The organism is Solibacillus cecembensis (genome assembly GCF_050272495.1).
Taxonomy (GTDB): domain Bacteria; phylum Bacillota; class Bacilli; order Bacillales_A; family Planococcaceae; genus Solibacillus; species Solibacillus cecembensis.
The window spans coordinates 194698-221477 of sequence record NZ_JBNNMF010000001.1; the positions used below are offsets into that span (position 1 = coordinate 194698).

The following is a 26780-nucleotide window of genomic DNA, read 5'->3' on the forward strand; positions in this document are numbered from 1 at the left end:
GTAATTATGAATTATCCTTGTTTAATTTTACCTTAAAGTTCACTTTTTAAACACGTTAATCTATTCGTTCTCCTTCAAGAATACCTGAATCGACTAGTTTTTCTCTTAACACGGCATATTCTGGTTGCTGCCAAAAATCTTCCTCATACAGCATACGAGCCGCATCTTGTCTTGCTGTTTCAAGCGCACGGTAATCATGAACGAGATCGGCTAATTTAAATTCTGGAAGGCCACTTTGTCTTTTACCGAAAAAATCACCCGAACCACGTAATTCTAAATCCTTTTCAGCTAGTCGGAAACCATCATTCGTCTCGGTCATGGACGTCATTCGTTCTTTTCCTTCATCAGATTTCGGATCGGCTATTAACACGCAGTACGATTGATGCTCACCACGCCCTACACGTCCCCTTAACTGATGCAACTGTGCGAGCCCAAAACGTTCGGCATCATAAATGGTCATAAATGTCGCATTTGGAACGTTTACCCCGACCTCGACAACCGTTGTGGAAACTAGTACATGAATTGATCCTTCACTAAACGCACGCATGACCGCATCTTTTTCATCTGAATGCAGTTTCCCATGCATTAAACCAACTTTAAATCGATTGCCAAAATAAGCTTGCAAATGTTCATATGCTTCTACCGCATTTTGCACATCTAATTTGTCGGATTCCTCGATTAACGGTGTAATGACATACGCTTGGCGACCCGCTTCTAACTCCTGTGCCATACGCATTAATACACTATTCATTTGTTCTTTTTTCATCCAGTGTGTCTCAATTTCCTTACGACCAGCCGGCAACTCGTCAATAATGGAAACGTCCATCTCTCCAAACGCTGTAATGGCAAGCGTACGAGGAATTGGTGTTGCTGTCATAAATAACACATCTGGATTTTCACCCTTTTCACGTAAAACCCGACGTTGCTCGACGCCAAAGCGGTGCTGCTCATCCGTAATAACAAAGCCTAATTTATGAAAGACAACATCTGGTTGAATTAATGCATGTGTACCGATAAGTATATCAATTTCTCCATTTGCTAATTGCGCCAGTAATTCACGGCGCGCTTTTGCTTTTGTCGAGCCCGAGAGCATGGCTACCTTTACATCAATCGGATCGAACCAAGCATGTAAGTTTTCTGCATGCTGCTCAGCTAAAATTTCCGTCGGAGCCATCAGTGCCCCTTGAAAACCTGCTGTGACAGCTGCGTATAACCCAAGTGCAGCAACGACTGTTTTCCCCGACCCTACATCTCCTTGTAGTAGACGATTCATGCGCTGCGGTAGCAATAAATCTTTACAAATTTCATTGACAACCCGTTTTTGCGCACCCGTTAGTTCATACGGTAATGTTGCGATAAATTCCTTGAGTTTATTTAAATTATAATGAATCGTAATCCCTTTTTCGTTTTCCTTATTCACTTTTCGTAACGCTTGAATGCGCAACTGAAATTCTAATAATTCCTCATAAACGAAACGACGACGGGCTTGTTTAGAGTGTTGGGCATCCGTCGGAAAATGTATCCCTTCCAGCGCATCTTGAAGAGCTAGCAATTGATAATCTTCCCGCAATTTTAACGGCAATGATTCAGGAAGTTCAGCTGCCGCTACATCTAGCGCTTGACGCATATATTTACGGAAACGTTTTTGTTGAATATTCCCTTTTAAACTATATACCGGTTCAAAATCGACCTGCTCTGTTTTAGGTCCAAAAGATACCGAGGTGCCAACGATCACTTGGCGCCCACGGTCCCATTTCCCAGTGATCGTGACTACCATCCCTGGAACTAATTTTTGGCGCAAATAATTTTGATTGAAAAACACAACCTTAACTAAATGCCTCCCAGCAAGGGCTGAAAATTGCAAACGCGATTTGTTTTTCCCTAAAAATAAAGCGGTTGGAGCACTTTCCACACGCGCTTCAATCGTCACGCGTTCATTATGAGGGGTCTCCACTAAATCTTTTAAACGAAAGTCTTCATGTCGGTACGGAAATGTCCAGATTAAATCAGCAATTGTATGAATGCCTAGCTTCTCTAAATTTTCTGCCGTTTCCTTACCGACTCCCTTTAAATTCGATACCGGTTCCTGTATCATCTCCCGAGACCTCCTTTACGCATTATCTATTTTTTATAGCATAGCATAAAATAGGCGCACACGTTCGGGTTTATTGCATTAAAATAGGGCAACAGCAAATTAAACTGTGCCCCTTCACTCTACCCTTCGTTTTCCTTGCGTAGCATGAGCCATAGCTGTTCTAAATGGGGCACGCCATACTGTGATTTTAGTTGCTGTACAGAACCCGCTAAAATAACTTCTCCGTTTTGAATCATCAATACTTCATCTGCAATTTCATCCACCGTTGCTAATAAATGCGTTGAAAATAAAATCGTTTGCCCTCGCTCTTTTTCCTCTAGCAAATGTTTTTTTAGCTTGGCAATCCAATAAGGATCTAACCCGTTTGTCGGCTCATCTAAAATATATAAATCACTTTCTCCTAACATGCTCTGAGCCCAGTTTAGGCGCTGACGCATCCCTTTAGATAAGCTGCGTACTACATCGTTTCTTGCACGTTCCAATCCAACATGTTGCAATACTTGTTGCTGCAGGGCATCTGAGCATTTTTTCAGCTGTCCTAATAGCTGCATAATTTCATTTATTTTTAATGTTGTCGGAAACTCTAAGTCATCTGGCATAAAGCGAATACGATTCGAATCGATACCGGTAATCGCACCAACTTTAGGTTGAATTTGACGCATTAATAACTTTATGAGCGTACTTTTCCCCGCCCCATTTTCACCAACAAGTGCCGTAATTTTCCCTGGCTGTATCGTGTAGTTAATCGGACCGATGCCGCGATTGCCTTTATAGCGCTTCGTTAAATTTATAAGTTCAATCATGAATTCTTCTCCTTCCATCTCAATTGCCACACCGCAAGTAGGAGCGGTAAAACTATCCAAAGCAGTGTCAAAGCAATTGCAACTACAATGCCCGTTGCGGATTCGTAAAATTGCGTTAGGCTATAAAAGGATTTCCCTAAAACACCCGTTTGTTCAATCATTAATAAAAATAAAAAACGCAGCCATTCAAATGGATTACTATGTAAGTGTACATATAGTAGCTTTTCAATCACATAATTCGGTAAAATCGTCCCTAGAGCCATTACGATATAATTACTTAGCAGCGCAAAGAATCCCCATACTCCTAAGCTTAAACCGAGCGCATGAAGTCGATGGCGCGCAAATGTACCAATCCAAATGCTTAATGCACTTACAATGAGTACAAGTACTAGTGCCAAAAGTAAAAATGTTGGATGAATGGACATGCCCCCAAGAAAACTTCCGATTAGTAGAACAATCGCTTCTGTTGTTCCTAAAATAAGTAAAAATAAGATGACGAGTGCAATGAATTTCGAAAAGACATAACGGCCAATAGATAGTGGATACGTTCGAAGCAAGCGATACCACCCGGATTCCGTATCTTGTGCGACCCCCATTGCACCGATTGTTAAAATAAATAATGGCAGTAAAAATAATAAAACATTCACTAAAGAGGCATTGTAGCGATCAAATATCATTTGCTGCCCAGCGTTTAGTTGCTGTAACAGCATAATGGAAACAAATAATAATAAAAATAAGCCAAGGACAATATATAGCCATTTACTGCGAATGAGCTGCTTCAATTCTGAAAGTATCAATGCGTATGCACTCCCCATTTAAAGTCCGTTAATAATGCGTCATAGCTTACTAATTGGCCATCTCCATTTTCATGCACATAGTCCGTCAAAGCTTGTTCCTGTTCAAATGCAAGCACACCATAATTCATCGGCGTCCAATAATCTGCATTGTAAACATAATGTGCTTCCTTCACATCAATCCATTGCCCTGTATCCTCTGAAAAAATATAGGCAATTGTGACATCGTTAGCCGAATCACTTTTCAAAAAATCCATTAAGCAACCTAAATCATCAAAAACTTGATAATCGTTATTATTAAAAATCGCTTGCGCTGCATAATCTGGATGAGAAATTGCCATATTGCATATTTCACAAATATCCGTTTCCAACTGAATTTCACGCGCGGTTAAATTTGCATTGCCACAGCCTGTTAATACAAGCACCATCATAAATAATAAAATTACTTTACGTTTCATCGTAATTTCCTCCACCCTGTCATTAATAGCCCTAAAAGCAATAAACTCACCATGAAATAAGGCCACTTAAAATTCATTTCAATCGATGCATTTTTAACGTATTTCGGCTGTTCATCAAGCAATATATTTTGTGACGATAGCAATAAAAGTTCATCTAAAGTCGTCAATAATTGCACGCTACTGCTTCCTAAAAAATATTGATAGCTTGGTCTTTTTAACACCCATTGACCAAATGTAGAAGTTGCAATATAAGGAGAATCCCCAAAATAATCCCCATCTAAATCATAGCCATCATAGTCATCGTAAGCATTTTGCGCCAACGTTAATCCTTCAATCGAACTTGCTGTTGTTAATACATTCATGCGTAAACGATTATTAGAAAAAACACTGTCCCAAACGTCCATCCCACTAATCACAATAACATTCATGACGAGTTCATTTCCCAACATATCGATATCGGACGCCTTTTGCAGCTGAATGGCCGTTTTATTTTCACGTAATTCATTTTCTTGAATCGTTGCCAATTGACTGTCATAAATCGTCAATGCTGTCCCATGAACGGATTGCTGATGAGCGACCAAATTATCCTTGAGCATAATATTTTTGGACATCATCACCATAATCCCAGTTGTATACTCGGAAATATTGCTGCTTTCTACGATAATATCCTCACTATACATACTATGGACACCGTATCGACCATCTCGTAATTGGCTATTGAGGATACGAACTTGCTTGCTCTCCTCTACATAAATGCTATCAAGCGTTCCCGTTAATTTGGCATCATCAATTAAAATCGTTTTAGAGCGTAAAACTGTTATACCGTGCTTGCGTTTAGCTAATTGGTCCGAAATGCCCTTTAGCGCAATTTGTTTGAGTGTAATATTTTGTGAGTCGGCAATAAAAATCCCCTCTCCACTCGTTGCAAATGTAACATTAAAAAGAGTTATATTTTTTACATTTTTCATAACAATTCCTTGCTCACCGCGAAAATGAACCCCTTCAATTCGAACATCGTCAGATTCAATTTTTAAAGGTTGGTCCATTATGACATTATTTGCACGAATCGTTATCGGCTTTGTCAGTGTGAGTGATTCCTTTATTACAACATCATTTAGCAACAGCTCTTTACCTGGTTCTAATGTATCGATTTGCTGTTGTAATGGGCTAGCCACCGCAGTATTTACCGAAAAAAATACATGCAACAGGAAAAAAAGGGCCAATAACACGCCCTTTTCACTATTACTCATGCCCATTTTCCTCATATTCTGTTTCCATATGACCGTCGTGATCTTCAACATCCATTTCCTCAGAACCTTTACCTTGGGCTTCTTTTTCCTTCATCTTTTTCATCATACGTTCTTTTGCAGCTGTTTGAATGATTGTTAATTCCTCCACATATGCTGTTGGATTTTCTGCTATATATGTTTTCGCATCTTCTTCAAATTTAAAGAAAATATAACCCCAGTTCATCGGTGATTTTAATTCGGTTTTAACAATTGTGGCTTCTTCAACATTTAGCCATTTCAATGAAATATAGTCTCTTACATATTTTTCATTTTGCTCTTTAAATTTTAACTCCGCATTCACTAAACAACCGATATCATCATAAAACGCGGTCGTCCCATCAGCTTTTATCGCCTGTGCAGAAAACACGCCCATGTCATGTTCACGTGTATACACTTTCATATTACACATTTCACAAAGTGATTCCTCTGTCGGCTCTTGTAAACGATCATCTACTTCCCAGTCTTCCGTAGCCGATAAATACGTCGGTGCTTGTGGTGCAACAGCTGTCTCTGTTTTTACTTTTGTCTCACTGTTTGCATCATTTTTTTGCACATTTTCATCGTTTCCACATGCTGCTAATGTAAATAACAGCGGAATTGTCACAAGCCATTTTCTCACTATGTATCCCTCTTTTCAGTTAGTTATAATGTTCGCACAGAAAATCGAATTCTATTCAAATTCCCACCTCTTGCCTGTCGAACATTTATATAACCTCAGTTTACTGAATAATTGTGAAATTCGATTGAAAATCATATGACAAAAATCGTTGCAATTTGTGAAGTCGATTTCACTATTTTTAAGCAAGAAAAAAAACACGCATTCATCATTCTGAATCAATACGTGTTTTTAACCTTCATTTAATTATTTGCCGTTCGTGATTTTAATAGACTCTTTAAGTCGCCACCATCGAAAATGGCATGCGTAATCGCTTTACCAGTAGGTGTTGCCGCAAGTCCACCACGAGCCGTTTCTTTTAAGTTCGGGCTCATCGCCTGTCCGATACGATACATCGCACCAATGACTTCATCACATGGAATACGACTTGTTACTCCTGCAAGTGCCATATCCGCTGCAACGAGCGAGTTAGATGCCCCCATTGCATTACGTTTTACACAAGGAACTTCAACAAGTCCCGCAACTGGGTCACATACAAGACCTAGCATATTTTTTAATGTAATCGCAAAGCCTTCTGAACATTGTTGCGGTGTACCTCCAGCCATTTCAACAATTGCTGCTGCCGCCATTGCCGAAGCACTTCCTACTTCCGCCTGACAGCCACCTTCAGCACCTGAAATTGACGCATTATTCGCAACAATAAAGCCGAATGCACCCGACGTAAATAAATAACGAACCATTTGCTCTCGCGTTGGATTTAATTTATTTTTTACTGCAAATAATGTACCTGGTACGACACCCGCTGAACCTGCAGTTGGTGTGGCACAAATCGTCCCCATCGCTGCATTGACTTCATTCGTTGCGACCGCTTTACTAACAGCATCTAACATTAAATCGCCTGCTAATGACTTACCGCTAGCGATATAATTTTGAATTAATACTGCATCGCCACCTGTTAAACCCGTCACGGATTGAACACCGCGTAACCCACGTTCTACCGCTTCTTCCATCACAACTAAATTGCGATCCATTTGCGCGAAAATTTCTTCACGCGTGCGCCCACTTATTAATATTTCTTGCTCAATCATCAGTTCAGAAATAAGCTTCCCTTCAGTTTCAGCTCGTTCTACAAGCTCACGCACACTATGGAATAATACATCCATTCATGTCACCCCTTAGTTGTTAATTTTCGACACTTTCGTAATATGTGGAATATACGAAATTTGGTCGATAATCCGTTTATCTATGTTTTGGTCCACTTCAATAACCATTAATGCTGTTAAACCACGTTCAATACGCGATACTTCCATATGCCCAATATTGACACTGTGCATTGCTAAGCAGTTCGCAACATTAGCGATGCATCCTGCGCGGTCATCATGCACAACTAAAATTGCTGGCATCCCACCTGTTAAACGCAATTTAAAACCATTCACTTCACTAATTTCAATTTTTCCTCCGCCAATTGAAATACCTTCAACGCTCATTTCATTGTCGTCATCACCCATAACAAGTCGGGCTGTATTCGGATGCTCTTTATTAGCCGTTTCCGGGAAAAATTCAAATTGTAAATTAGCTACCTGTGCTTCCTGAAAAGAGGTTTTAATTCTTTCATCATCCGTATCATAATCTAATAAGCCGCCTATTAAAGCAACATCTGTCCCATGACCACGATATGTTTCAGCAAAAGATCCATATAAATAAATTTTCACCCATTTTGGTTGACGTCCAAATAAATCCCTTGCAACACGCCCGATTCGAGCGGCCCCCGCTGTATGTGAAGAGGATGGGCCAATCATTACCGGACCAATAATATCAAAAACCGATGTAAATTTCACCGTGCAACCTCCTTCTAGTTCATGTACTATATTAATAGTAGTGTACCTATTTATTCTACAATAAACAAATTTCCTGTTTTAATCTACCTTACAAATTAAATAATCGACTCCCGTTTAGTAAATGGGAGTCGATTATCAGAAAAATATAAATTTCAATTCATTATTCGACTGAAAGAATAAATGGATAAAGTGATTGTTTACCATCAACAATTTCTACTTCTGCATCTTCATAATTTTCTTCAATGAAGCTTTGCAGCTGCTCTGCTTGCTCAGCCGTTGCATCCTCACCAAAAATAATCGTCACGATTTCAGAATCCTCGTCCATTAAATTATCAAGTACTTGTTTCGCAGCGTCCATCATTTCAGATGTCGATAAAATGATTTTTCCTTCTGCTAAAGCCATATAGTCATCTTTACGAATTTCGACACCGTCAATTGACGTATCGCGAACCGCAAATGTAACTTGACCTGTTTTTACATGCGCAAATCCTTCTGCCATGTAATTTTTATTATTTGCAACAGATTCCTCTGGGTTGAATGCTAAAATCGCCGCCATCCCTTGTGGAATTGTTTTTGTCGGAACAACAGCTGCTTCAATTTCTAAAAGCTCTGCCGCTTGCTCTGCTGCCATAATAATATTTTTATTGTTCGGTAAAATAAGTACGCGTTCTGCACCAATTTCTTGAACAGCTTTTACAATGTCTTCCGTAGAAGGGTTCATTGTTTGACCGCCCTCAATTACATACGATGCACCAATTGAACGTAATAAATTAGCTACACCTTCACCCATTGCAATTGTAACGATTGCATATGGAATCTTTTGCTGTTTTGCTTTAGCTGGTGTTTTTGAAGTTTCATTGACAATAGCCGAATGTTGTTCACGCATATTATCTACTTTGATTTTAATTAAGCTACCATATTTTTGCCCTGCTTCTAGCACAGCACCCGGTGTTTCAGAGTGAATATGGACTTTTGCCACTTCCTCATCTGAAATAACAAGTAATGAATCCCCCATTGGATTTAGCTCTTGGCGGAATTGCTCTTCATCGAACGGTTCTTTTCCGTCTTCAAGACGAACCATAATTTCCGTACAGTAACCAAATTCAATTGCAGAAGTATCCATGAAGTCTTGTACACGGTGATGTTCTGCATTAATTAAATCATCTAAAGAAGATTCATTTCTTGCTGGTAATGGTTCACCCTTCATCGATGCAAGGAATCCTTCATAAACGAAAAGTAATCCTTGTCCACCACTATCCACGACGCCAACTTCTTTTAAGACTGGCAATAAATCAGGCGTACGATCAAGCGATGCACGCGCTTCTTCAATAAATGCTTCCATAACAGCAATAAGATTGTCCTCTGTTTCAGCAACTTCGACACCTTTAGCTGCTGCTTCTCGCGCAACTGTCAGAATCGTCCCTTCAACAGGCTTCATCACCGCTTTATATGCTGTATCAACACCCGCTTGGAATGCATTTGCTAAGCCTTTTGCATCGATTTCAGAATTTTTCTCAATTGCCTTACCGAAACCACGGAATAATTGCGATAAAATAACGCCTGAATTTCCGCGCGCTCCCATAAGTAAACCTTTTGATAATGCTTGTGCTGTTTTACCAATATGTGCACTCGCATGTAATTTCGTTTCATCCGCACCAGATGTCATAGACAAATTCATATTTGTCCCCGTATCCCCGTCTGGCACAGGGAATACATTTAGAGAATCTACATAACCTGCATTTTGGTAAAGGTGATGTGCACCCATTTGAACCATTTCTGCAAATTTAATTCCGTCTAAAGACTTCATCCGATTCATTTCCTCCTCTTACACATTCGCAACACGAACGCCTTGAACAAAAATATTGACCGATTTAACGCTCATACCTAATGTTTTATTTACTGTATATTTTACTTTCGATTGAACTTGATATGCGATTTCAGAAATTTTCGTACCATAGCTTACGACGATATACATATCAATATGTAAGTCTTCACCTTCTTGGCGAATTAGTACACCTTTTGCAAAATTTTCTTTACGCAAAATATCTGTTAATCCGTCACGAATTTGGTGTTTAGACGCCATTCCTACAATACCATAACACTCGATTGCCGCTCCACCAGCAATTTGTGCAATCACATCATTTGAAATATCAATATGGCCGAATTCGTTATTCAATTCTACTGACATAATAATGCCCCCTTGGCTCTATTTGACTAATCTCTATTGTACTACACAAAAACCGATTATAAAAGAAAACGTTCACTTACGTCTAGCTGGAAGTTATTATTTTTTCAAAATTCGACATGATAAAGAATAAAGTTCTTATTTTTTTATGCTATTAATTCCGCTATATTCAGCCATACCATTTCTATTAATTTGCACGTTTATCCTCTTTTTATGTCCTCCATGAAATGCTGAACGGATTCCATCTATTTCACATTCTCTTTTCCACCAATTTCTAAACTTTTCAAGCTAAAATAGGTGTAAAGGTTTTTTTCTTGAAAGGTTGTGTAAAATGTCTTGCACTCATTCGATAGGTATGTTAAATTATTATGGTATGTGAAATATCGAACTGAAATGTAGCTTTCAGATTCAGCTGTAAGGAGGAATTTTACAATGCCAAAACAATGCGTAATTACTGGCCGTAAAGCTCGTACAGGCAATAACCGTTCACACGCTATGAACGCAACGAAGCGTACTTGGGGTGCTAACCTTCAAAAAGTTCGCATTTTAGTAGACGGTAAGCCTAAACGTGTATGGGTTTCTGCCCGTGCTTTAAAATCAGGTAAAATCGAGCGCGTTTAATCGCGTTCTGAGCATCAGCATTTGCTGATGCTCTTTTTTGCGTAATTTTTGCCAACAAAAAAACTGATTCAAGCCCACCTTTAGGATGAACTTAAACCAGTCTTATTAAAATGAAAAGCCTTAGTTTTTCTTATCTCTCCTAAATAATTTAACGCATCCTCTTGCCATACCACTAATCCATCTCGGTAATTGAAAAGTATAAACTCTCAGCTTGGCTCCCCCTTTAATCTTTGCTTGTTATCATTAAACATATGCCTTCGCTGAATGAGATATACCCGTCTTGTTCGATTTCATTGCTTGTGAAGCGAGATGTTCCTTGCTCAATCACTTCATTTGTCGTTTCATACTTAACCCCTCGTAACGTCACCTCTCTTACTGTTTGCCCATATGCAAAAAAAGATAGGAACGGATAATCCGATTTATGTAAAGGATGCTTCCCAGGCAATAAGAAACGCATTTCATTTTGGCTGTTAATGATTTTAAATATTATGGAAGGGAACTGCTTTTGAAGTGAATAAATGGAGCGTAATGCGGCCTCGTAATGATCCAAACGGCCACCTGTCACACCTGTAAGCCATATTTCCGTCGGTTCATAGTGCAATGCTCGTTGCAAAGCTAAATCCGTATCTGTCTCATTTTTTTCAGCTTGAAACGTCTCTACATGATTGACAACTTCTGAAATTCGCGCAAATTCAGCTGCTGTCACTGAATCAAAATCCCCTACAATTGTATGTGGCAGGATGTTTTGCTCAATTAAATGTAGCGCGCCACGATCGACACCAATCCATTTATCAGGCATTAAAGAAAAGGCGACCTCTTTTATAGGGCCGCCTGCACAGATTGCTACAATCACTTAATAGCGTCCAATCCTGCTTGTTTAATTTCTTGTAAAGCTTGTGCGCGATCTTCTTTGCTATAAATAGCAGAGCCCGCTACGAATATAGTAGCTCCTGCTTTAGCACATGGAATAATTGTTTCTGCGTTAATCCCACCATCGATTTCAATTTCGATATTTAAACCACGCTCTTTAATAATTTCTGATAAGGCCGCCACTTTCGGCACGACCGAGTGAATGAATTTTTGTCCACCGAAGCCAGGGTTTACTGTCATAAATAACACCATATCAATATCCTCTAATACATGTTGGATACTTTCGATTGGCGTATGCGGATTTAATACAACGCCTGGTTTCACACCAAATGAACGAATTAACTGGATTGTACGGTGTAAATGACGGCATGCTTCTACATGGACTGTAATATAATCAGCCCCAGCTTTTGCGAATTGCTCAATGTACTGATCTGGATTTTCGATCATTAAATGAACATCCATTGGTAATGTTGATAAAGGGCGAATCGCTTCAAGCGCAATCGCACCAAATGAAATATTCGGAACAAAATGACCGTCCATTACATCGATGTGAATCAGCTCAGCACCTGCTGCTTCAACTACTTTCACTTCTTCGCCTAATTTCGCAAAATTTGCTGCTAAAATAGATGGTGCAATTTTAATCATAATTTAGTACCTCGGCTTTCGATCAATAATTTCTTGTAAAAACTGTTGATAATGTTCATAACGATAAGTACGAATTTCTCCCGATTCAACCGCTTCCTTCACTGCACATTTCGGTTCTTTTATATGTAAACAACCTCGGAATTTGCAGTTTTCACTAATACGTTGGAATTCTGGTAAACATGCTGATAGTTCTTCTTTTTCAATAGTATCAAAATCAAACGAGCTAAATCCAGGTGTGTCCGCAAGCAAACCCTCACCTATATCAATCAACTCTACATGTCGTGTCGTATGCTTGCCTCGTCCTAAGCTTTTCGAAATATGTGCTGTTTTAAGTTCCAATGATGGAATTAACGTATTTAATAACGTCGACTTCCCGACGCCTGATTGGCCGGCAAGTACCGATGTTTTCCCTTTTAAATAACGACCTAATGTCGAGAGTAATGTTGGATCACCTTTAAACGTTAAGATGACTTCATAGCCCATTTCCTCATAATCCGCGACATATTGCCCGAGCGCTTGTTTTTCCTCATCATTCAATAAATCTAACTTTGTCAGCACGATAATCGGCTGTACATGAAAAGATTCCAAAACGACTAAAAAACGATCTAATAAAATCGTATTAAAATCCGGTTCTTTTGCTGAAAATACTAAAAGTGCTTGGTCAATATTTGCAATTGGTGGACGTACTAATTCATTTTTACGCGCATGAATTTTTTCGACAGATCCATCCGATTCCCCGTCATAAGAATACTCTACAAAATCTCCTACTAACGGGGATTCTCCACGATTACGAAAAATCCCACGCGCACGACATTGAATCAGCTTTCCATCTTTCTCTATATAATAAAAACCACTTAATGCTTTTCTAATTTGGCCTTGCTCCATCTAATCCCCCCTTAATTATTTGGAATATCTTCATACTTAATCGTTTGATTTTCAATGACGACATTATCACGCATAATTTGGTACGCGCCCTTCTCCCCTTCAACAATCGTTAATTCGATTGTATAAGGTATTGGCTCTGTAATTGTGATTGTTTCAAACGGATCTGCCAATGAATGGGTTTTATCTTGTATATAAATAACAACCGTTTGTTCAATCGCTTGTTCGATACCTTCTTCAATTATTGGTGGCTCAAATGGGATAGTAATTGGTTTTTTATATACTTTTTCTGCCTTCGCTTCTGGCCCTTTTGAAATGACGACATTCACCGTATCGCCAACGTTCAGCTTCGTTCCTGCAGATGGTGTTTGACTAATCACCTCGCCAACCGGTACTGTCGCGTGATATTCTTTTCTCGTAACATTTATTTTAAAGCCTGAGCTTCTTTCGTAGGCTTTACGATTCGATTCATTGTAGCCGAGTAAACTGATAAGAGAAACAGGCTCTAGTCCTTTACTTACGGTCAACACAACATCTGTCTCTTTTGCGATAATTTCTTCATTCGCTCGTGGGAATTGGCCAATAATTGTCCCCTCTGTTTCGGGTGAATGCTCTTCTTCAATCCTTACACTGCTAAAAATATCTTGTGTTTCAAGCACTGTTCTCACTTGTTCGACAGGTCTACCTTCATAGTCTTCCATCAGCATTGTTTCTTCACCAATGCTGACAACTAAATTAATTTCCGTCCCTTTTACTTCCATTGAATTAGCTGCTGGCTTCATTTCTATAACGGAGCCTGATTCAATTTCTTCCGAATTACGTTCTTCCTGTTCGCCTACAACGAAACCTTCACGCTCTAAAGTTTGAATCGCCTCTGAAATCGGCAAGTTCTTAACATCTGGTACTTCTATTTTATTCGGCGTTAACACAAAGGCTAATACAATTCCAATGACAACGAGCGCCGCAAAGATTCCTACAAAAATCGGCCATTTTTTCTTCTTTTTTTGCTGTGGACTACTAATGGGCTCTGCTTTTTGTGGTTCTATTTTAACAGTTGGCTCGATATTTGCTGGAATTGATGGCTGCACTGGTGTTGGATCTTTAATAATCGGAATTAATTTCGTTGCATCATTATCAAGCGGTGTCATGAATTTCGGTTCATCTTTGCGTTTCACAGATAAGCTTGTGTCTAAATCCGCTTCCATTTCTTCTGTGGATGCATAACGATGGCGCATATCTTTTGACGTTGCCTTTAACACGATATTTTCAATACTTTGTGGAATCGATGCATCAAATTCACGAACAGAAGGCGTTTCTGATTGCAAATGCTTCAATGCAATCGACACCGCAGATTCACCAGAAAACGGTAATTCTCCTGTGAGTAATTCATACAACACAATGCCAAGTGCATAAATATCCGACTTCATTGAAGCAATGCCACCGCGCGCCTGCTCTGGTGATAAATAATGCACCGTTCCGATTACAGAATTCGTTTGTGTATACGACGTTGCACCTAAAGAAGTGGCAATGCCAAAATCTGTAATTTTCACATTACCTTCTTCATCCATTAATATATTTTGCGGCTTAATATCACGGTGTATGATGCCGTTTTCATGCGCTTGAGACATTGCGGATGTTAATTGCTTCATAATGTGTACACTGCGCGCTGGAGATAACGGTGAAAACTCTTGTATGTATTGCTTTAATGTTTTCCCTTTAATGTACTCCATTACAATGTAGTGCATATCTCCGTCTTCACCTACATCATAAATACTTACAATATTCGGATGTGTAAGACTTGTTGCAGACAATGCCTCGCGCTGAAAACGTCGGTGCAATTCTTCTTCATTCGAAAAATCATAGCGTAAAATTTTTATAGCGACGTCACGATTTAAAATAATGTCATGTGCCAAATAAACGTTGGACATGCCACCGCCGCCGATTAATTGCAATATTTTATAACGACTACTTATGTGCTTACCTACAAGCATTCCTACACCTCCTCCTGGGTTGTAATTAGTACAAGGGAAATATTATCTTCTCCACCACTATCATTCGCGAGCTGGATAAGTTTTCGACCTTTTTCATGTAGCTTAACTGGCAGTGTAATAATGGCAGCCATTTCAAAGATTGACAATTTATTGCTTAAACCATCCGAACAAATGAGTAAATACCCTTCATCCTGTAGATCAATTTCATAAAAATCAGGTTCAATATGCGGTTCTGTGCCTAGCGCCTTCAAAATAAAATTACGCTGTGGATGATGCTGTGCCTCTTCTTCACTAATTTCCCCATTTTCCACTAAAATATTTACGTATGAATGATCACGCGTAATTAAATTTGCTTCGTCATTAGTAAACAAGTACGTACGACTATCTCCCACATGACTAATAATGCAATGATTTTGATCAAGTAGTACGGCAATGAGTGTCGTCCCCATCCCTTTACAGCCTTCATGCGATAATGAATATTGATAAATTTTATAATTTATATGGGAAATGGCATCTCGAAGCCATTCCATCTGAGATTGCGTTGTTGCAAATTGTTGTGCATCAATATTCATAAATAACTGCTGCATTTCATTTATAGCCATTTCACTTGCTACATCACCTGCGTTATGCCCACCCATGCCATCTGCTAAAATTGCAAGCTTATATTGATCGGGGCGCTCAAAAAACGCCGCCCGATCTTCATTTATCGTTCGCTTTAATCCAATATCACTTTTCACTGTAAAGTTCATAAAGTCCACCTACTTTGTTTCTTCTGATCGTTCCTGCGCACGTAATTGGCCACAAGCCGCTGCAATATCTGCACCTTGCTCACGACGAATCGTTACATTAATCCCTTTTTCTTTTAACGTTTTTTCAAATGCAAAAATTTTGCTACGTGATGTACGAATATAATCGCGCTCTGGCACGTAGTTAATTGGAATTAAATTCACATGACATTTAATATTTTTAATTAATGCAGCAAGCTCTAATGCTACTTCTTCCGTATCATTTTGACCTGACATTAAGCCGTATTCAAACGTGACACGACGACCTGATTTTTGCGTGTAATATTTTACAGCATCCATTAATGCCTCTAGCTTGTATGCACGTGCAATTGGCATTAATTTTTGACGAGCTTCTTGGTTAGGTGCGTGCAATGAAACCGCAAAGTTAATTTGCATGCCTTCATCCGCAAATTCATAAATTTTCGGCACAATACCAGACGTAGATACAGTAATATGACGGGCTCCGATGTTTAATCCTTTATCATCATTCATGATTTTTAAGAAACTCATCATCGCATCATAGTTGTCAAATGGTTCACCAATTCCCATAATAACAATACTTGATACGCGCTCATCTAATTCATCTAGCTGTTGTTGTACTTTTACAACTTGCTCCACAATTTCGCCTGCCATTAAATGACGTTTTAGTCCGCCTAATGTTGACGCACAGAATGTACAGCCAATACGACAACCTACTTGTGTTGTCACACAAATTGAATTTCCGTACTCATGGCGCATTAATACCGTTTCAATTGAATAGCCATCTTGTAATTGGAATAAAAATTTAATTGTGCCGTCTTTTGATTCTTGTTTAATAATCGTTGACAACGTCGTTAATGTAAATTGTTGTTCCAACTTTTCACGTAAACCTTTTGATAGGTTTGACATCTCATCATATGTTTTAACACGTTTTTCATACAGCCATTCATAAATTTGGCCTGCTCGGAATGCTTTTTCACCATTCTCTACTAACCAATCTTTTAATTCATCTAGACGAAGTGAGTAAATAGAAGGCTTTAATTGTGGCTTTTCTTTTTTCTCACGACGCGCTGGTGTTTCTGCTGTTTCTTCTACCAAATCCTGAATACGTTCATCAAATTGTTTTAATTGTTCTTGCTCCATTGTTTAATTGGACGCTCCTTTTTTTACGAATGCAGCAACGAAAAATCCGTCACTACCAATATCTTGCGGGAATACTTGTAGCATACCGTCATGTTGTTTCGCTTCTAATTGTGCTGGTAAATTTTCTAAACGTACTGCTTCCATTTCTGGGTGTGCAGCTAAAAAGGCGTTTACCGTACCTTCATTTTCACGACGATCCACTGTACAAGTAGAATACACTAATCGACCATCCGTTTTTAATAATTGAACTGCATTTTCTAAAATCGCAAGTTGAATCGATTGTAGGCTTTCTAAATCTTCCTCGCGTTTTGTATATTTAATATCTGGCTTACGGCGCATAACACCTAACCCTGAACACGGCGCATCTACAAGAATTGCATCATAGCTTTCTGCGGGAAGGATACCTGCCGCCTTACGCCCATCGAGTGGTGCTGTTTGAACGATATCAAGCCCTAAGCGCGTTGTATTTTCATCGATTAAATCTAATTTTTTCGAATGTAAGTCCGTCGCTAAAATTAACCCTTCATTTTGCATTTTTTCAGCTAAATGAGTTGTTTTTCCTCCTGGTGCGGCACACATATCAAGCACCTTCATGCCAGGCTGTGGGTTTAACACCGTTGCAGGAATCATCGAGCTTTCATCTTGAATCGTAATTAATCCATTACGAAAAGCACCTGTACGAGCTGCTTGACCACTTTCAAGATGAATACATTCTGGCATATATTTACTGCGACGCGCCTTCACACCTTCACGCTCTAATGTTGTCAACACTTGTTCTACTGTTGCCTTTGTCGTATTGACACGAACCGTTTGCAACGGGGCAATATTATTTTCCTGTAGCATTTCACGTGTCACATCAAAGCCATAGCTCTCCACCCAACGATCGACAATCCACTGTGGATGACTCGTTTCAATGGCAAGACGCTCATTGTCACCTGTAATTAAATCTGTTGAACGAACACCCTCACGTAAAATCGAACGTAAAATACCGTTGACCATTGAGGCAATCCCTTGATGTCCGCGACGTTTCGCAATTTCAACCGCTTCATTCACCGCTGCATGTGCAGGTATACGTGTTAAATAATGCATTTGGTATAGTGACATACGCAGTAACCAACGTACCCAAATATCTACTTTTCCACGAATGAATGGCTCTAGGTAATAATCTAACGTTAGCTTATGTTGCAAAGTTCCATATGTAAGCTCTGTTAACAGCCCACGGTCCTTTGCATCAATTTTATATTTTTCAATTGTTTGGTGTAATAGTAAGTTACTATACGCTTGGCTTTTATCGACTGTTAATAAAATCGTTAAAGCCGCATCACGTACATTACCATCCCAAATTACTGGCTTTTTTTTACTCATTCAAAGCGGTCCCCAATCTGTAATTTCGAGCCCGTACCACGTAAAAACTCCTCTGCTGTCATGCGCTTTTTCCCAGCTGGCTGTACGTCATAAAGTGCTAATGTGTTGCCATCACCTGTTGCAACTTCGAAATGATCCTTTGCAATGTTGATGACTTCACCAGGAGTAGCAGTTGTCACTGTTTCCCCTAACTTTGCCCACCACACTTTAAAGTTCGCCCCTTCAAAAGTTGTATAAGCAACTGGCCACGGATGTAAACCACGCACTTGATTATATAATGTACGTGCTTCATTATTCCAATCCATTAACTCTTGCTCACGGCTAATATTTCGTGCATATGTCACATCATCCTCATTTTGCACAATACGCTCATTTGTACGTGCAATAATAGATGGCAGTGTTTCTTTTAATAATTCGCGACCGACATCACTTAATTTTTCAAACATGCCGCCTGTATGATCTGTCTCTTCAATCGCGATTTCACGTTGGGAAATAATATCGCCAGCATCTAATTTTTCAGCCATATACATAATCGTAATACCTGTTTTTGCTTGTCCGTCAATAATCGCTTGGTGGATTGGTGCACCACCACGATAATGTGGCAATAACGACGCGTGTACGTTAATGCAACCTAACTCTGGTGCATCAAGTAATTCTTTCGGTAAAATTTGACCGAATGCCGCTGTTACAATTAAATCAGGTTTTAACGCTAAAATTTCTTGTAATTCCTGTGAACCACGTAATTTTTCTGGCTGAATAACAGGGATTTCAAGTGCTAACGCTTCTTCCTTTACCGGTGGAGGCGTTAATACTTTTTTGCGCCCAACTGGACGATCTGGCTGTGTGACAACAGCTGCTACATCATAACCTTCTTCATGTAGCATGCGCAAAATTGGCGCAGAAAAAGCAGGAGTACCCATAAAGATGATTTTTGTCATCGATTATTCCTCCTCTTCGTCCGCATATAGTTCCTCTAGCTCAGCTGCTGTTAATACACGTGTCATTTTCGAATCAAATAACACACCATCTAAATGGTCAATTTCATGTAAAATACAACGCGCTTCAAAATCTTCTGCTTCAAGCTCATAAACTCGGCCTTCACGGTCAGAAGCTTCGATTTTCACATACGTTGGACGCTTGACCATACCGAATAAATCTGGGAAGCTTAAGCAACCTTCTACATCTTCTGCTTCACCGCGCGTTTCAATAATGATCGGGTTAATCATTTCTAAAATATCTTCACCTAGTTCAACAATCGCAACACGTAAGCCAACATTAATTTGTGGCGCAGCAATACCTACCCCATCATGTTCAACCATTGTGTCATATAAATCATCTAAAAGCTGAATCATCTCTTCATTGATGACTTCTACTTCTTTTGTTTTTTGCGATAAAATCTTTGCTGGATTTTTTACTACTTCTTTAATAGCCATATTTGTATACCTCTTTCTAATCTTTAGATCATTGTTGGATCTAAGTCAACCGTTAACACGATGCCTTTTTTAATCCAATCTGAACGATACATTTTAATTAATTGTAAAAGCACTGGAATTAAATTTGGTTCTTTTTTATATTTTATCAAACATTGGTAACGATATCTATTTTGAAGTCGGCTAATGCTTGCCGTCGTTGGACCGATGACAGAAACATCGAAGGATAAGTTCGAACGTAAATATTCTGTAGCCCGCCCTGCATATTCCGCTGCCAACATCACATCTTCATGCGAAACTTGAATGAGCGCAATGTAATAATACGGCGGATAGCCTGCTGTATGTCGGCTATACATTTCACGTTCATAAAACGGAGTATATAACTGCTCTTTCGATAATTCAATCGCATAATGTTCCGGCGTATACGTTTGAACGAATACCTCACCCGGTTTGTCATGACGCCCCGCCCGTCCACTTACTTGGGTCATTAATTGAAATGTCTTTTCAGCCGCACGATAATCTGGTAAATGCAAGGACGTATCTGCACTTAACACACCAACGAGCGTAATATTAGGGAAATCTAGTCCCTTTGCAATCATTTGGGTGCCTAATAAAATATCCGCTTCTCCTGCACCAAATGCATCTAATATTTTTTCATGTGCACCTTTTTGCTTCGTCGTATCTACATCCATCCGTAAAACGCGAGCCTCTGGAAAGAGCTTATAAATTTCTTCTTCAACTTTTTGTGTACCCGTTCCAAAATAACGAATGTTCTCACTTTGACATTGTGGACAATCGCTCGGAACATACTCATCATGTCCACAATAATGGCATTTCAGCTTTTCATTCGAACGATGGTATGTTAACGAAATATCACAGTTGGGGCATTGAACCGTCGTACCACAATCCCGACAGAGCACAAAAGAGGAATAGCCACGGCGATTTAAAAAGAGGACGGATTGCTCTCTTTTTTCAAGACGCACGCGCAATGCTTCTGCTAATGGTTGCGAGAACATCGAACGATTGCCTTCCTTCAATTGTTCACGCATATCTACAATATGAACGGTTGGCAATGCTTGGTTTTTCGCACGATTTTCTAACGTCAATAATGTATATACCCCTTTTTTCGCTCGTGCAAAGGATTCTAATGCGGGGGTTGCACTCCCTAAAATGACAGGACAATCGTAATATTGACTACGCCAAATGGCCACATCGCGTGCATGATAACGGGGTGAATCTTCTTGCTTATAAGTCGATTCATGCTCTTCATCTAAAATAATTAAGCCTAAATTAGTAAACGGCGCAAAAATAGCCGAGCGTGCACCTACAACGACTTTCACTTTTCCTTGTTGGATTTTGCGCCACTCATCATATTTTTCACCGACTGAAAGACCGCTATGCATAACCGCAACCTGTTCGCCAAAACGCGACCGAAAGCGTTCGGTCATTTGCGGCGTTAGGGAAATTTCCGGTACGAGGACAATCGCTTCTTTTTGCTCGGCAATCGCCTGTTGAATCGCTTGCAGGTACACTTCTGTTTTACCACTACCTGTAATACCGTGCAGTAAAAATGTTTCTTGGCGTTTTTCATCTAACGCTTTCTTTATTTGTGTTAAAGCAACATCTTGTTCATTGGATAATTGTAAAAATTCCGTTCGAGCAACTTCTTTCGTAAACGGATCACGATACACTTCTTGATGAATATATACCGCTGCCCCTTTTTCAATCACATTGTTTAACACGGCATTCGTGATGTCCACTGCTTTACAAATTTCATCTGCTGTGAATAATTGACTTTCATTTTGTTTCATCCATTGCACAAGTTGTTTTTGCTTCGGAGCTCGTGTCGTCATTTCTGCTTCAACGGACTCCAGTTGCGCAAGTGAAGCAATTTGAACTTTTCGCACTTGCTTAATTTGCCCCTGTTGCTTTACAACGTTATCTATTAGGAGATCCCCTTTATGAACAGCCTGCTTTAATGGCTTTAGTAAAGCATCCTTTTCAATAATTTTGAGATTCACTCTCGCATTTTTCACAAAATATGGTTGAATCACTTCAGGCAATTGTTCGACTTCTGTTACCAAGACAGCAAATTTTTCATACTTTGCTCGTAATGCACCTGGTAGCATTACTTGAAGGGCATCAATTTCATAACAGATCGTTTGATTTTTTAACCATTTTGCCATTTTCAACATTTCATCTGTTAACACAGACTCGATATCTAAAATTTCTGCAATGGACTTCATTTTATCTAATGGTACGTCCGTTTCATCTTTTATCCCTACAACAAATCCTAGAACATTTCTCGGACCAAACGGTACTTTTACACGACAGCCTTTTTCTATTAACTCCGACCACTCATCGGGAATGACATAATCAAATGGACGATCGACTGGATAAGCGGATACATCCACAATTACTTCTGCAATAACCATTACCCATTCGCTTCACTTTCAGCACTTTTCATAAAATGATTGACAACAAGCGCCGTAATTTTTTCGGGCTCTTCTAAACGCCCTTTTCCTACATAACCACATGCTAAAAATCCTTCTGATGGCTCAATAAATTGAATACCATCTTCTGCTAGCTGGGCAATATTTCGTAACACTGCTGGATGTTCATGCATATGTACATTCATTGCCGGAGCTACCCAAATCGGTGATGTTGTGGCAAGTAATGTTGTTGTCAACATATCATCTGCCATGCCATGGGCCATTTTCGCAATGATATTGGCGGTTGCTGGTGCGACTATAATTAAATCCGCCCAATCCGCTAAATCAATATGAGCAATGACAGCTGAATTTTTTTCATCAAATGTATCATAAAACACATCATTTTTTGACATAACTTGAAAGCTTAAAGGTGTGACGAATTGTTGCGCCGAAGCGGTCATGATCACTTTCACATTCATGCCTGCTTGTGATAATTTACTAACGAGCGCGACCGCTTTATACACGGCAATTCCCCCTGAAACGCACACTAACACATTGCTCTTTTTCATGTTCGAAACCTTCCTTTCAAATGACAAGCTCCCAAAGAAAAATTCTAAGGGAGCTACTTTACAAGTAATATCGAATTCAATGACAAAGAAAGGACGACCTTCTACCAACTAGCAGAAGATGATGTCCCTTCTTTAATCAGTTACGCCTCGGCGTAACTGCGTCCAGATTTTTTTCGAGGTCGCTCGAAAAACTCCCCTAAAAATCTGTGACATCCGCCGGGGCATAACTAGATTCAGCAGGGGTTCAAACCCCGGCTGAATCTAGTTAAACAGGTTAAATTTCATCCTCATAAATCGTTGATGCATCTTGTTCCGCTTTTTTAAGCTTTCCTGCTGCTACTTCTTCTAAAGCACGGCCAACTGGCTTATAAGATACGTATGAGCTTAATTGCTCGCCGCCCTCTTCTTGCATTTGACGCGCACGCTTTGAAGCTAGGCTCACTAAAGAATATTTTGAATCGATTTGTGTTTTTAACTTATCTACTGATGGGTATAACATAATTTTATTCTCCTCTCAACATTGACAAATATCGTTTTTCTACACGTTCACGGCGACAATGCTCTGCCACAATAATGGCATTAATTTTATCACATGCATTTTGAACTTGATCATTTTCTACGACATAATCGTATAAACTCATCATTTCAACTTCCTCACGAGCTGTTGCAATTCGGCGCGCAATCACTTCTTCTGTTTCTGTTCCGCGCCCAACTAAACGTTGCTCTAATTCAGAAATGCTTGGTGGTGCCAAAAAGATAAACAACGCATCTGGTGCTTTTTCTCGAATTTGTGCGGCACCTTGAACTTCGATTTCTAAAAATACGTCACGACCTGCTTCTAACGTTTCCTTTACATAGGCAAGCGGTGTGCCGTAATAATTACTAACAAATTCAGCATGCTCAAGCAAACCACCTTGTGTAATTAATTGTTCAAATTGTTCACGCGTTCTAAAGAAATAGTCTACACCATCTACTTCTCCTTCGCGAGGATTTCGCGTTGTCATCGAAATCGAATATTCATAGTTCGTATCAGGTTGTAAAAACAGCTCTTTACGAACAGTCCCTTTCCCAACACCTGATGGACCTGATAATACTATTAATAAGCCACGTCGTTTATTCATGTGTAACTCCTTTTAAGCTATTCAATATTTTGAACTTGTTCTCTCATTTTTTCTAAAATGGTTTTAGCTTGCACAACGGCAATGGAACAGTCTGCCGATTGATTTTTCGAACCGATTGTATTAATTTCACGATGCATCTCTTGCATAATGAAATCCAGTTTACGACCAATCGCAACAGATTCATTTAACGTCTCCGTCAGCTGACCAAAATGGCTTTCTAAACGGTCTAACTCCTCTGTTATATCAATTCGTTCCGCAAATAACGCAACTTCGGTTAATAATCGGTCTTCAATCATCTGTCCACTACTGATTTCTTGTAAACGCGCAATTAAACGTTCACGATACTTAGCAACCGCTTGTGGGGCTGCTTGTTTAATTTTAGCAACTTGCTGCTGCAATTCATCCTTATAATGTAGCATAACATTGCGTAATTCATGTCCTTCACGCTCACGCATCGTCATTAAACTTGTTATGGCTTGTGCTAATGCATCTTTCACAGCTTGAATAATTTCCTCCTGCAAAAACTCTTCTTTCTCGATTTGCAGCACTTGATCCAAGTTTGAAATTTCTTGCATTGTCCACTTTGCATCCATCATAACGGATTGCGATAGCTCGTTTTTCACTTTCAAGTACGCTTCTAGTAATGGCCAATTGATACGGACTACTTGCTCTGCATTTTGCAACTCTTTTAGAAAAATAATAACATCTATTTTCCCACGAGAAATAGTATCCGACAACATTTTTTTCACAATTACTTCTGATTCCATCCATTCTTTTGGAAACTTTGTATTAATTTCTAAAAAACGATGATTCACAGCACGAATTTCAACAGTGAGTTGAAATCTATTCGTCGTTGTGACCCCCCTGCCGAATCCGGTCATACTACGCACCAAGGTTCGTCACGCCCTTCTTTGCATATTATAATAATTATATCATATGTTAAACCAATTCGTGTTAACGTTTTAATAGAAAATTGAACTACTTTAACTTGCGCATTTTTGTCCCTATCTATCAAACTGGCAGTTCTATCCAACACTTTCAACTTTCTATTCACTAAAGCGGATTTTAGTATGGATCCATAACTTACTTACGAAGAAAAAAATGTTATGATAGGTAGACTAGTAAGAAATACAATCTTTACGAAAGAGGTACGAATATGGCATTTGACGGTCTTTTTACACGTTCGATGAGCAAAGAATTAGCAATCCTTTCATCGGGACGAATTACAAAAATTTATCAACCGAATGCGTTAGAAGTTGTATTCCAAGTTCGCGCGGCAGGCAGTAACTATAAACTCTTATTTTCCATTCATCCTTCCTATTCACGCGTACACTTGACAGAACAAGCAATCGAAAATCCAGCCGAACCACCAATGTTTTGTACATTATTGCGAAAACATATCGAGGGCGGATTTATTTCTGCGATAACGCATGATGCTTTTGAACGTGTCCTTACATTTGAAATTGACAGTAAAAATGAAATTGGTGATGCAGTTAAACGTGTATTAATTATGGAAATTATGGGGCGCCATAGTAACCTGATTTTAATCGATGCAGAAAACAATAAAATCATCGACAGTTTGAAGCATTTACCACCTTCCGTAAATAGTTATCGGACGGTGCTTCCAGGGCAAACTTATATTGCGCCACCCCAACAAGATAAAGCTTCCTTGGCAGGTCTTACGGATGATGAATTGCGCAGCTTTTTTGCACAGGAAGTAACAGCAAATGAAATCGTCGCGCATTTTGCAGGTTTTTCACCTCTACATGCCAATGAATTATTGCACCGGATGAAAACACAAGATTCCGTTACCGCTTGTCGTCAGTTGATGAATGAGATTGCGACGATTGCCAAACCAACTTATGTTGAGGAAAATGGCAAACTGTATTTTTCACCTACTGAACTCACGCATTTGAACGGTACTGTGACGCTCTATGCTACGCTTGGTGAGTTATTGGACCGCGTGTTTTTTGCTCGTGCCCAGCGAGATCGCGTCAAACAGCAAGCTGGAGATTTAGAGCGCTGGTTACAAAATGAAATCAATAAATTGAAGCTCAAACAAAAAAAACTTCAAAAAGATTATGACCGCGCCGCAAATTTAGAGCAGTTTCAACTTTATGGTGAGTTATTAATGGCTAACTTGTATAACTTCCAAAAAGGTCTAGAGTTCGTTGATGTGGAAAACTATTATAGTGAAACCGCTGAAAAAGTGCGCATCCCTATTAGCCCACGCAAATCGCCAATCGAAAATGCACAAAGCTATTACACAAAATACAATAAAGCAAAAACAGCACTTATTATGGTTGAAGAGCAGCAAGCAAAAACAACGGATGATATTACCTATTTAGAAATGCTTGCACAACAAGTACAACAAGCTTCACCATCTGATATTGAAGAAATTCGCGAAGAGTTAGCCGATCAAGGTTTATTACGTTTACGCCATGCGAAAAGAAAAAAGAAACCAACGAAACCTGAACCAGAAAAGTTTATTTCTTCGACAGGTACGATGATTTCAGTTGGAAAAAACAATAAACAAAACGACCATTTAACGTTTAAGTTAGCAAAGCGTCATGAAATCTGGCTCCACACAAAGGATATTCCTGGTTCGCACGTGGTTGTACATACCGAATCTCCCGATGAAACAACTTTAAAGGAAGCTGCGATTTTAAGTGCCTACTTTAGTAAGGCACGCGAATCTTCTGCTGTTCCTGTTGATTATACGGAAATTCGTCATGTCAAAAAACCAAATGGCTCCAAGCCCGGCTTTGTTATTTATTTCGAACAAAAAACACTATTTGTCACACCAGATGAAGCTATTGTCATGCAAATGAAGAAATAATATAAACACGAAAAAATCATGTTGACCATT

Annotated in this window: 25 protein-coding genes and 1 pseudogene; 2 read left to right on the forward strand and 24 right to left on the reverse strand. The window is 39.3% G+C overall.

Annotated features, from left to right (window positions below; translation table 11 throughout):
- Positions 1-55: 55 nt before the first annotated feature.
- From recG to ACQKIH_RS01125, 10 genes are all read right to left on the reverse strand, one after another.
- Positions 56-2095 (reverse strand): ATP-dependent DNA helicase RecG, encoded by a 2040-nt coding sequence (gene recG / locus ACQKIH_RS01080; RefSeq protein WP_057987108.1) that lies wholly within the window; start codon positions 2093-2095, stop codon positions 56-58.
- Positions 2096-2214: 119 nt separating this feature from the next.
- On the reverse strand, positions 2215-2898 hold the full coding sequence (locus tag ACQKIH_RS01085) for an ABC transporter ATP-binding protein (RefSeq protein ID WP_427762949.1): 684 nt from the start codon (positions 2896-2898) through the stop codon (positions 2215-2217).
- Positions 2895-3695, reverse strand: coding sequence for an ABC transporter permease (locus tag ACQKIH_RS01090; protein ID WP_427762951.1), 801 nt, complete (start codon positions 3693-3695; stop codon positions 2895-2897). The genes ACQKIH_RS01085 and ACQKIH_RS01090 overlap by 4 nt, the downstream gene beginning before the upstream one ends.
- On the reverse strand, positions 3692-4150 hold the full coding sequence (locus tag ACQKIH_RS01095) for a nitrous oxide reductase accessory protein NosL (RefSeq protein WP_427762953.1): 459 nt from the start codon (positions 4148-4150) through the stop codon (positions 3692-3694). The genes ACQKIH_RS01090 and ACQKIH_RS01095 overlap by 4 nt, the downstream gene beginning before the upstream one ends.
- Complete coding sequence (locus ACQKIH_RS01100) at positions 4147-5400, reverse strand: right-handed parallel beta-helix repeat-containing protein (protein WP_427762955.1); 1254 nt, start codon at positions 5398-5400, stop codon at positions 4147-4149. Before ACQKIH_RS01100 ends, ACQKIH_RS01095 begins: the two co-directional genes overlap by 4 nt.
- Positions 5393-6058 carry a nitrous oxide reductase accessory protein NosL gene (locus tag ACQKIH_RS01105; RefSeq protein ID WP_427762957.1) on the reverse strand — a complete coding sequence of 222 codons (666 nt, stop codon included), beginning with the start codon at positions 6056-6058 and terminating at the stop codon, positions 5393-5395. Before ACQKIH_RS01105 ends, ACQKIH_RS01100 begins: the two co-directional genes overlap by 8 nt.
- A 239-nt stretch (positions 6059-6297) precedes the next feature.
- Positions 6298-7218: an L-serine ammonia-lyase, iron-sulfur-dependent, subunit alpha gene (gene sdaAA / locus ACQKIH_RS01110; protein ID WP_427762958.1), complete on the reverse strand. Its 921-nt coding sequence runs from the start codon at positions 7216-7218 to the stop codon at positions 6298-6300.
- Between the two features lie 12 nt (positions 7219-7230).
- Complete coding sequence (gene sdaAB, locus ACQKIH_RS01115; RefSeq protein ID WP_057985895.1) at positions 7231-7893, reverse strand: L-serine ammonia-lyase, iron-sulfur-dependent subunit beta; 663 nt, start codon at positions 7891-7893, stop codon at positions 7231-7233.
- 160 nt (positions 7894-8053) lie between these two features.
- Positions 8054-9700, reverse strand: coding sequence for a DAK2 domain-containing protein (locus tag ACQKIH_RS01120; protein WP_427763121.1), 1647 nt, complete (start codon positions 9698-9700; stop codon positions 8054-8056).
- A gap of 18 nt (positions 9701-9718) precedes the next feature.
- Entirely contained in the window at positions 9719-10081 is a 363-nt protein-coding gene (locus ACQKIH_RS01125) for an Asp23/Gls24 family envelope stress response protein (protein ID WP_057985890.1), read from the reverse strand.
- A gap of 429 nt (positions 10082-10510) precedes the next feature.
- On the opposite strand from ACQKIH_RS01125, the gene rpmB reads away from it, so the two are divergent.
- Positions 10511-10699, forward strand: a complete 189-nt coding sequence (gene rpmB / locus ACQKIH_RS01130) for a 50S ribosomal protein L28 (protein WP_057985888.1) — start codon at positions 10511-10513, stop codon at positions 10697-10699.
- 223 nt (positions 10700-10922) lie between these two features.
- Here rpmB and ACQKIH_RS01135 read toward each other — a convergent pair whose 3' ends face one another.
- The 14 genes and pseudogenes from ACQKIH_RS01135 to ACQKIH_RS01200 all read right to left on the reverse strand — a co-directional run bounded on the left by ACQKIH_RS01135 (position 10923) and on the right by ACQKIH_RS01200 (position 24804).
- The gene (locus ACQKIH_RS01135; RefSeq protein ID WP_427762961.1) at positions 10923-11552 is read right to left on the reverse strand and encodes a thiamine diphosphokinase; all 630 of its coding nucleotides are present in this window, start codon (positions 11550-11552) and stop codon (positions 10923-10925) included.
- The gene (rpe, locus tag ACQKIH_RS01140; protein WP_427762963.1) at positions 11549-12214 is read right to left on the reverse strand and encodes a ribulose-phosphate 3-epimerase; all 666 of its coding nucleotides are present in this window, start codon (positions 12212-12214) and stop codon (positions 11549-11551) included. The genes ACQKIH_RS01135 and rpe overlap by 4 nt, the downstream gene beginning before the upstream one ends.
- 3 nt (positions 12215-12217) lie before the next feature.
- Entirely contained in the window at positions 12218-13099 is an 882-nt protein-coding gene (gene rsgA / locus ACQKIH_RS01145) for a ribosome small subunit-dependent GTPase A (RefSeq protein WP_427762965.1), read from the reverse strand.
- An 11-nt stretch (positions 13100-13110) separates the two neighbouring features.
- Positions 13111-15087: a Stk1 family PASTA domain-containing Ser/Thr kinase gene (pknB, locus tag ACQKIH_RS01150; protein WP_427762967.1), complete on the reverse strand. Its 1977-nt coding sequence runs from the start codon at positions 15085-15087 to the stop codon at positions 13111-13113.
- A gap of 2 nt (positions 15088-15089) precedes the next feature.
- On the reverse strand, positions 15090-15836 hold the full coding sequence (locus tag ACQKIH_RS01155) for a Stp1/IreP family PP2C-type Ser/Thr phosphatase (protein ID WP_057985878.1): 747 nt from the start codon (positions 15834-15836) through the stop codon (positions 15090-15092).
- Between the two features lie 9 nt (positions 15837-15845).
- A complete protein-coding gene (gene rlmN, locus ACQKIH_RS01160) occupies positions 15846-16994 on the reverse strand; it encodes a dual-specificity RNA methyltransferase RlmN (RefSeq protein ID WP_057985876.1) in 1149 nt (382 codons plus the stop codon).
- Between the two features lie 3 nt (positions 16995-16997).
- Entirely contained in the window at positions 16998-18359 is a 1362-nt protein-coding gene (gene rsmB, locus ACQKIH_RS01165; RefSeq protein ID WP_427762970.1) for a 16S rRNA (cytosine(967)-C(5))-methyltransferase RsmB, read from the reverse strand.
- On the reverse strand, positions 18356-19297 hold the full coding sequence (gene fmt, locus ACQKIH_RS01170; protein ID WP_427762972.1) for a methionyl-tRNA formyltransferase: 942 nt from the start codon (positions 19295-19297) through the stop codon (positions 18356-18358). The genes rsmB and fmt overlap by 4 nt, the downstream gene beginning before the upstream one ends.
- Positions 19298-19300: 3 nt before the next feature.
- Entirely contained in the window at positions 19301-19792 is a 492-nt protein-coding gene (gene def, locus ACQKIH_RS01175; RefSeq protein ID WP_057985871.1) for a peptide deformylase, read from the reverse strand.
- Positions 19793-19815: 23 nt separating this feature from the next.
- Positions 19816-22224 (reverse strand): primosomal protein N', encoded by a 2409-nt coding sequence (gene priA, locus ACQKIH_RS01180; protein WP_427762974.1) that lies wholly within the window; start codon positions 22222-22224, stop codon positions 19816-19818.
- A gap of 17 nt (positions 22225-22241) precedes the next feature.
- Positions 22242-22790, reverse strand: a pseudogene (coaBC, locus tag ACQKIH_RS01185) (bifunctional phosphopantothenoylcysteine decarboxylase/phosphopantothenate--cysteine ligase CoaBC); the annotation flags it as partial.
- A gap of 274 nt (positions 22791-23064) precedes the next feature.
- On the reverse strand, positions 23065-23289 hold the full coding sequence (gene rpoZ / locus ACQKIH_RS01190; protein ID WP_057985867.1) for a DNA-directed RNA polymerase subunit omega: 225 nt from the start codon (positions 23287-23289) through the stop codon (positions 23065-23067).
- A gap of 4 nt (positions 23290-23293) precedes the next feature.
- Positions 23294-23911: a guanylate kinase gene (gene gmk / locus ACQKIH_RS01195; protein WP_057985865.1), complete on the reverse strand. Its 618-nt coding sequence runs from the start codon at positions 23909-23911 to the stop codon at positions 23294-23296.
- 17 nt (positions 23912-23928) lie between these two features.
- Positions 23929-24804 (reverse strand): YicC/YloC family endoribonuclease, encoded by an 876-nt coding sequence (locus ACQKIH_RS01200; protein ID WP_057985864.1) that lies wholly within the window; start codon positions 24802-24804, stop codon positions 23929-23931.
- Between the two features lie 263 nt (positions 24805-25067).
- Between ACQKIH_RS01200 and ACQKIH_RS01205 the strand changes: the two genes are divergently transcribed.
- Complete coding sequence (locus ACQKIH_RS01205; protein ID WP_427762975.1) at positions 25068-26750, forward strand: Rqc2 family fibronectin-binding protein; 1683 nt, start codon at positions 25068-25070, stop codon at positions 26748-26750.
- The last annotated feature ends 30 nt before the right edge of the window (positions 26751-26780 follow it).

Excerpts from the sequence above, each read along its gene's own strand:
- recG (WP_057987108.1), bottom strand. The coding sequence starts at position 2,095 with ATGATACAGGAACCGGTATCGAATTTAAAGGGAGTCGGTAAGGAAACG.
- ACQKIH_RS01085 (WP_427762949.1), bottom strand. The coding sequence starts at position 2,898 with ATGATTGAACTTATAAATTTAACGAAGCGCTATAAAGGCAATCGCGGC.
- ACQKIH_RS01095 (WP_427762953.1), bottom strand. The coding sequence starts at position 4,150 with ATGAAACGTAAAGTAATTTTATTATTTATGATGGTGCTTGTATTAACA.
- ACQKIH_RS01100 (WP_427762955.1), bottom strand. The coding sequence starts at position 5,400 with ATGAGTAATAGTGAAAAGGGCGTGTTATTGGCCCTTTTTTTCCTGTTG.
- sdaAA (WP_427762958.1), bottom strand. The coding sequence starts at position 7,218 with ATGGATGTATTATTCCATAGTGTGCGTGAGCTTGTAGAACGAGCTGAA.
- ACQKIH_RS01120 (WP_427763121.1), bottom strand. The coding sequence starts at position 9,700 with ATGAAGTCTTTAGACGGAATTAAATTTGCAGAAATGGTTCAAATGGGT.
- ACQKIH_RS01125 (WP_057985890.1), bottom strand. The coding sequence starts at position 10,081 with ATGTCAGTAGAATTGAATAACGAATTCGGCCATATTGATATTTCAAAT.
- rpmB (WP_057985888.1), top strand. The coding sequence starts at position 10,511 with ATGCCAAAACAATGCGTAATTACTGGCCGTAAAGCTCGTACAGGCAAT.
- rpe (WP_427762963.1), bottom strand. The coding sequence starts at position 12,214 with ATGATTAAAATTGCACCATCTATTTTAGCAGCAAATTTTGCGAAATTA.
- rsgA (WP_427762965.1), bottom strand. The coding sequence starts at position 13,099 with ATGGAGCAAGGCCAAATTAGAAAAGCATTAAGTGGTTTTTATTATATA.
- pknB (WP_427762967.1), bottom strand. The coding sequence starts at position 15,087 with ATGCTTGTAGGTAAGCACATAAGTAGTCGTTATAAAATATTGCAATTA.
- ACQKIH_RS01155 (WP_057985878.1), bottom strand. The coding sequence starts at position 15,836 with ATGAACTTTACAGTGAAAAGTGATATTGGATTAAAGCGAACGATAAAT.
- rlmN (WP_057985876.1), bottom strand. The coding sequence starts at position 16,994 with ATGGAGCAAGAACAATTAAAACAATTTGATGAACGTATTCAGGATTTG.
- rsmB (WP_427762970.1), bottom strand. The coding sequence starts at position 18,359 with ATGAGTAAAAAAAAGCCAGTAATTTGGGATGGTAATGTACGTGATGCG.
- fmt (WP_427762972.1), bottom strand. The coding sequence starts at position 19,297 with ATGACAAAAATCATCTTTATGGGTACTCCTGCTTTTTCTGCGCCAATT.
- def (WP_057985871.1), bottom strand. The coding sequence starts at position 19,792 with ATGGCTATTAAAGAAGTAGTAAAAAATCCAGCAAAGATTTTATCGCAA.
- priA (WP_427762974.1), bottom strand. The coding sequence starts at position 22,224 with ATGGTTATTGCAGAAGTAATTGTGGATGTATCCGCTTATCCAGTCGAT.
- rpoZ (WP_057985867.1), bottom strand. The coding sequence starts at position 23,289 with ATGTTATACCCATCAGTAGATAAGTTAAAAACACAAATCGATTCAAAA.
- gmk (WP_057985865.1), bottom strand. The coding sequence starts at position 23,911 with ATGAATAAACGACGTGGCTTATTAATAGTATTATCAGGTCCATCAGGT.
- ACQKIH_RS01205 (WP_427762975.1), top strand. The coding sequence starts at position 25,068 with ATGGCATTTGACGGTCTTTTTACACGTTCGATGAGCAAAGAATTAGCA.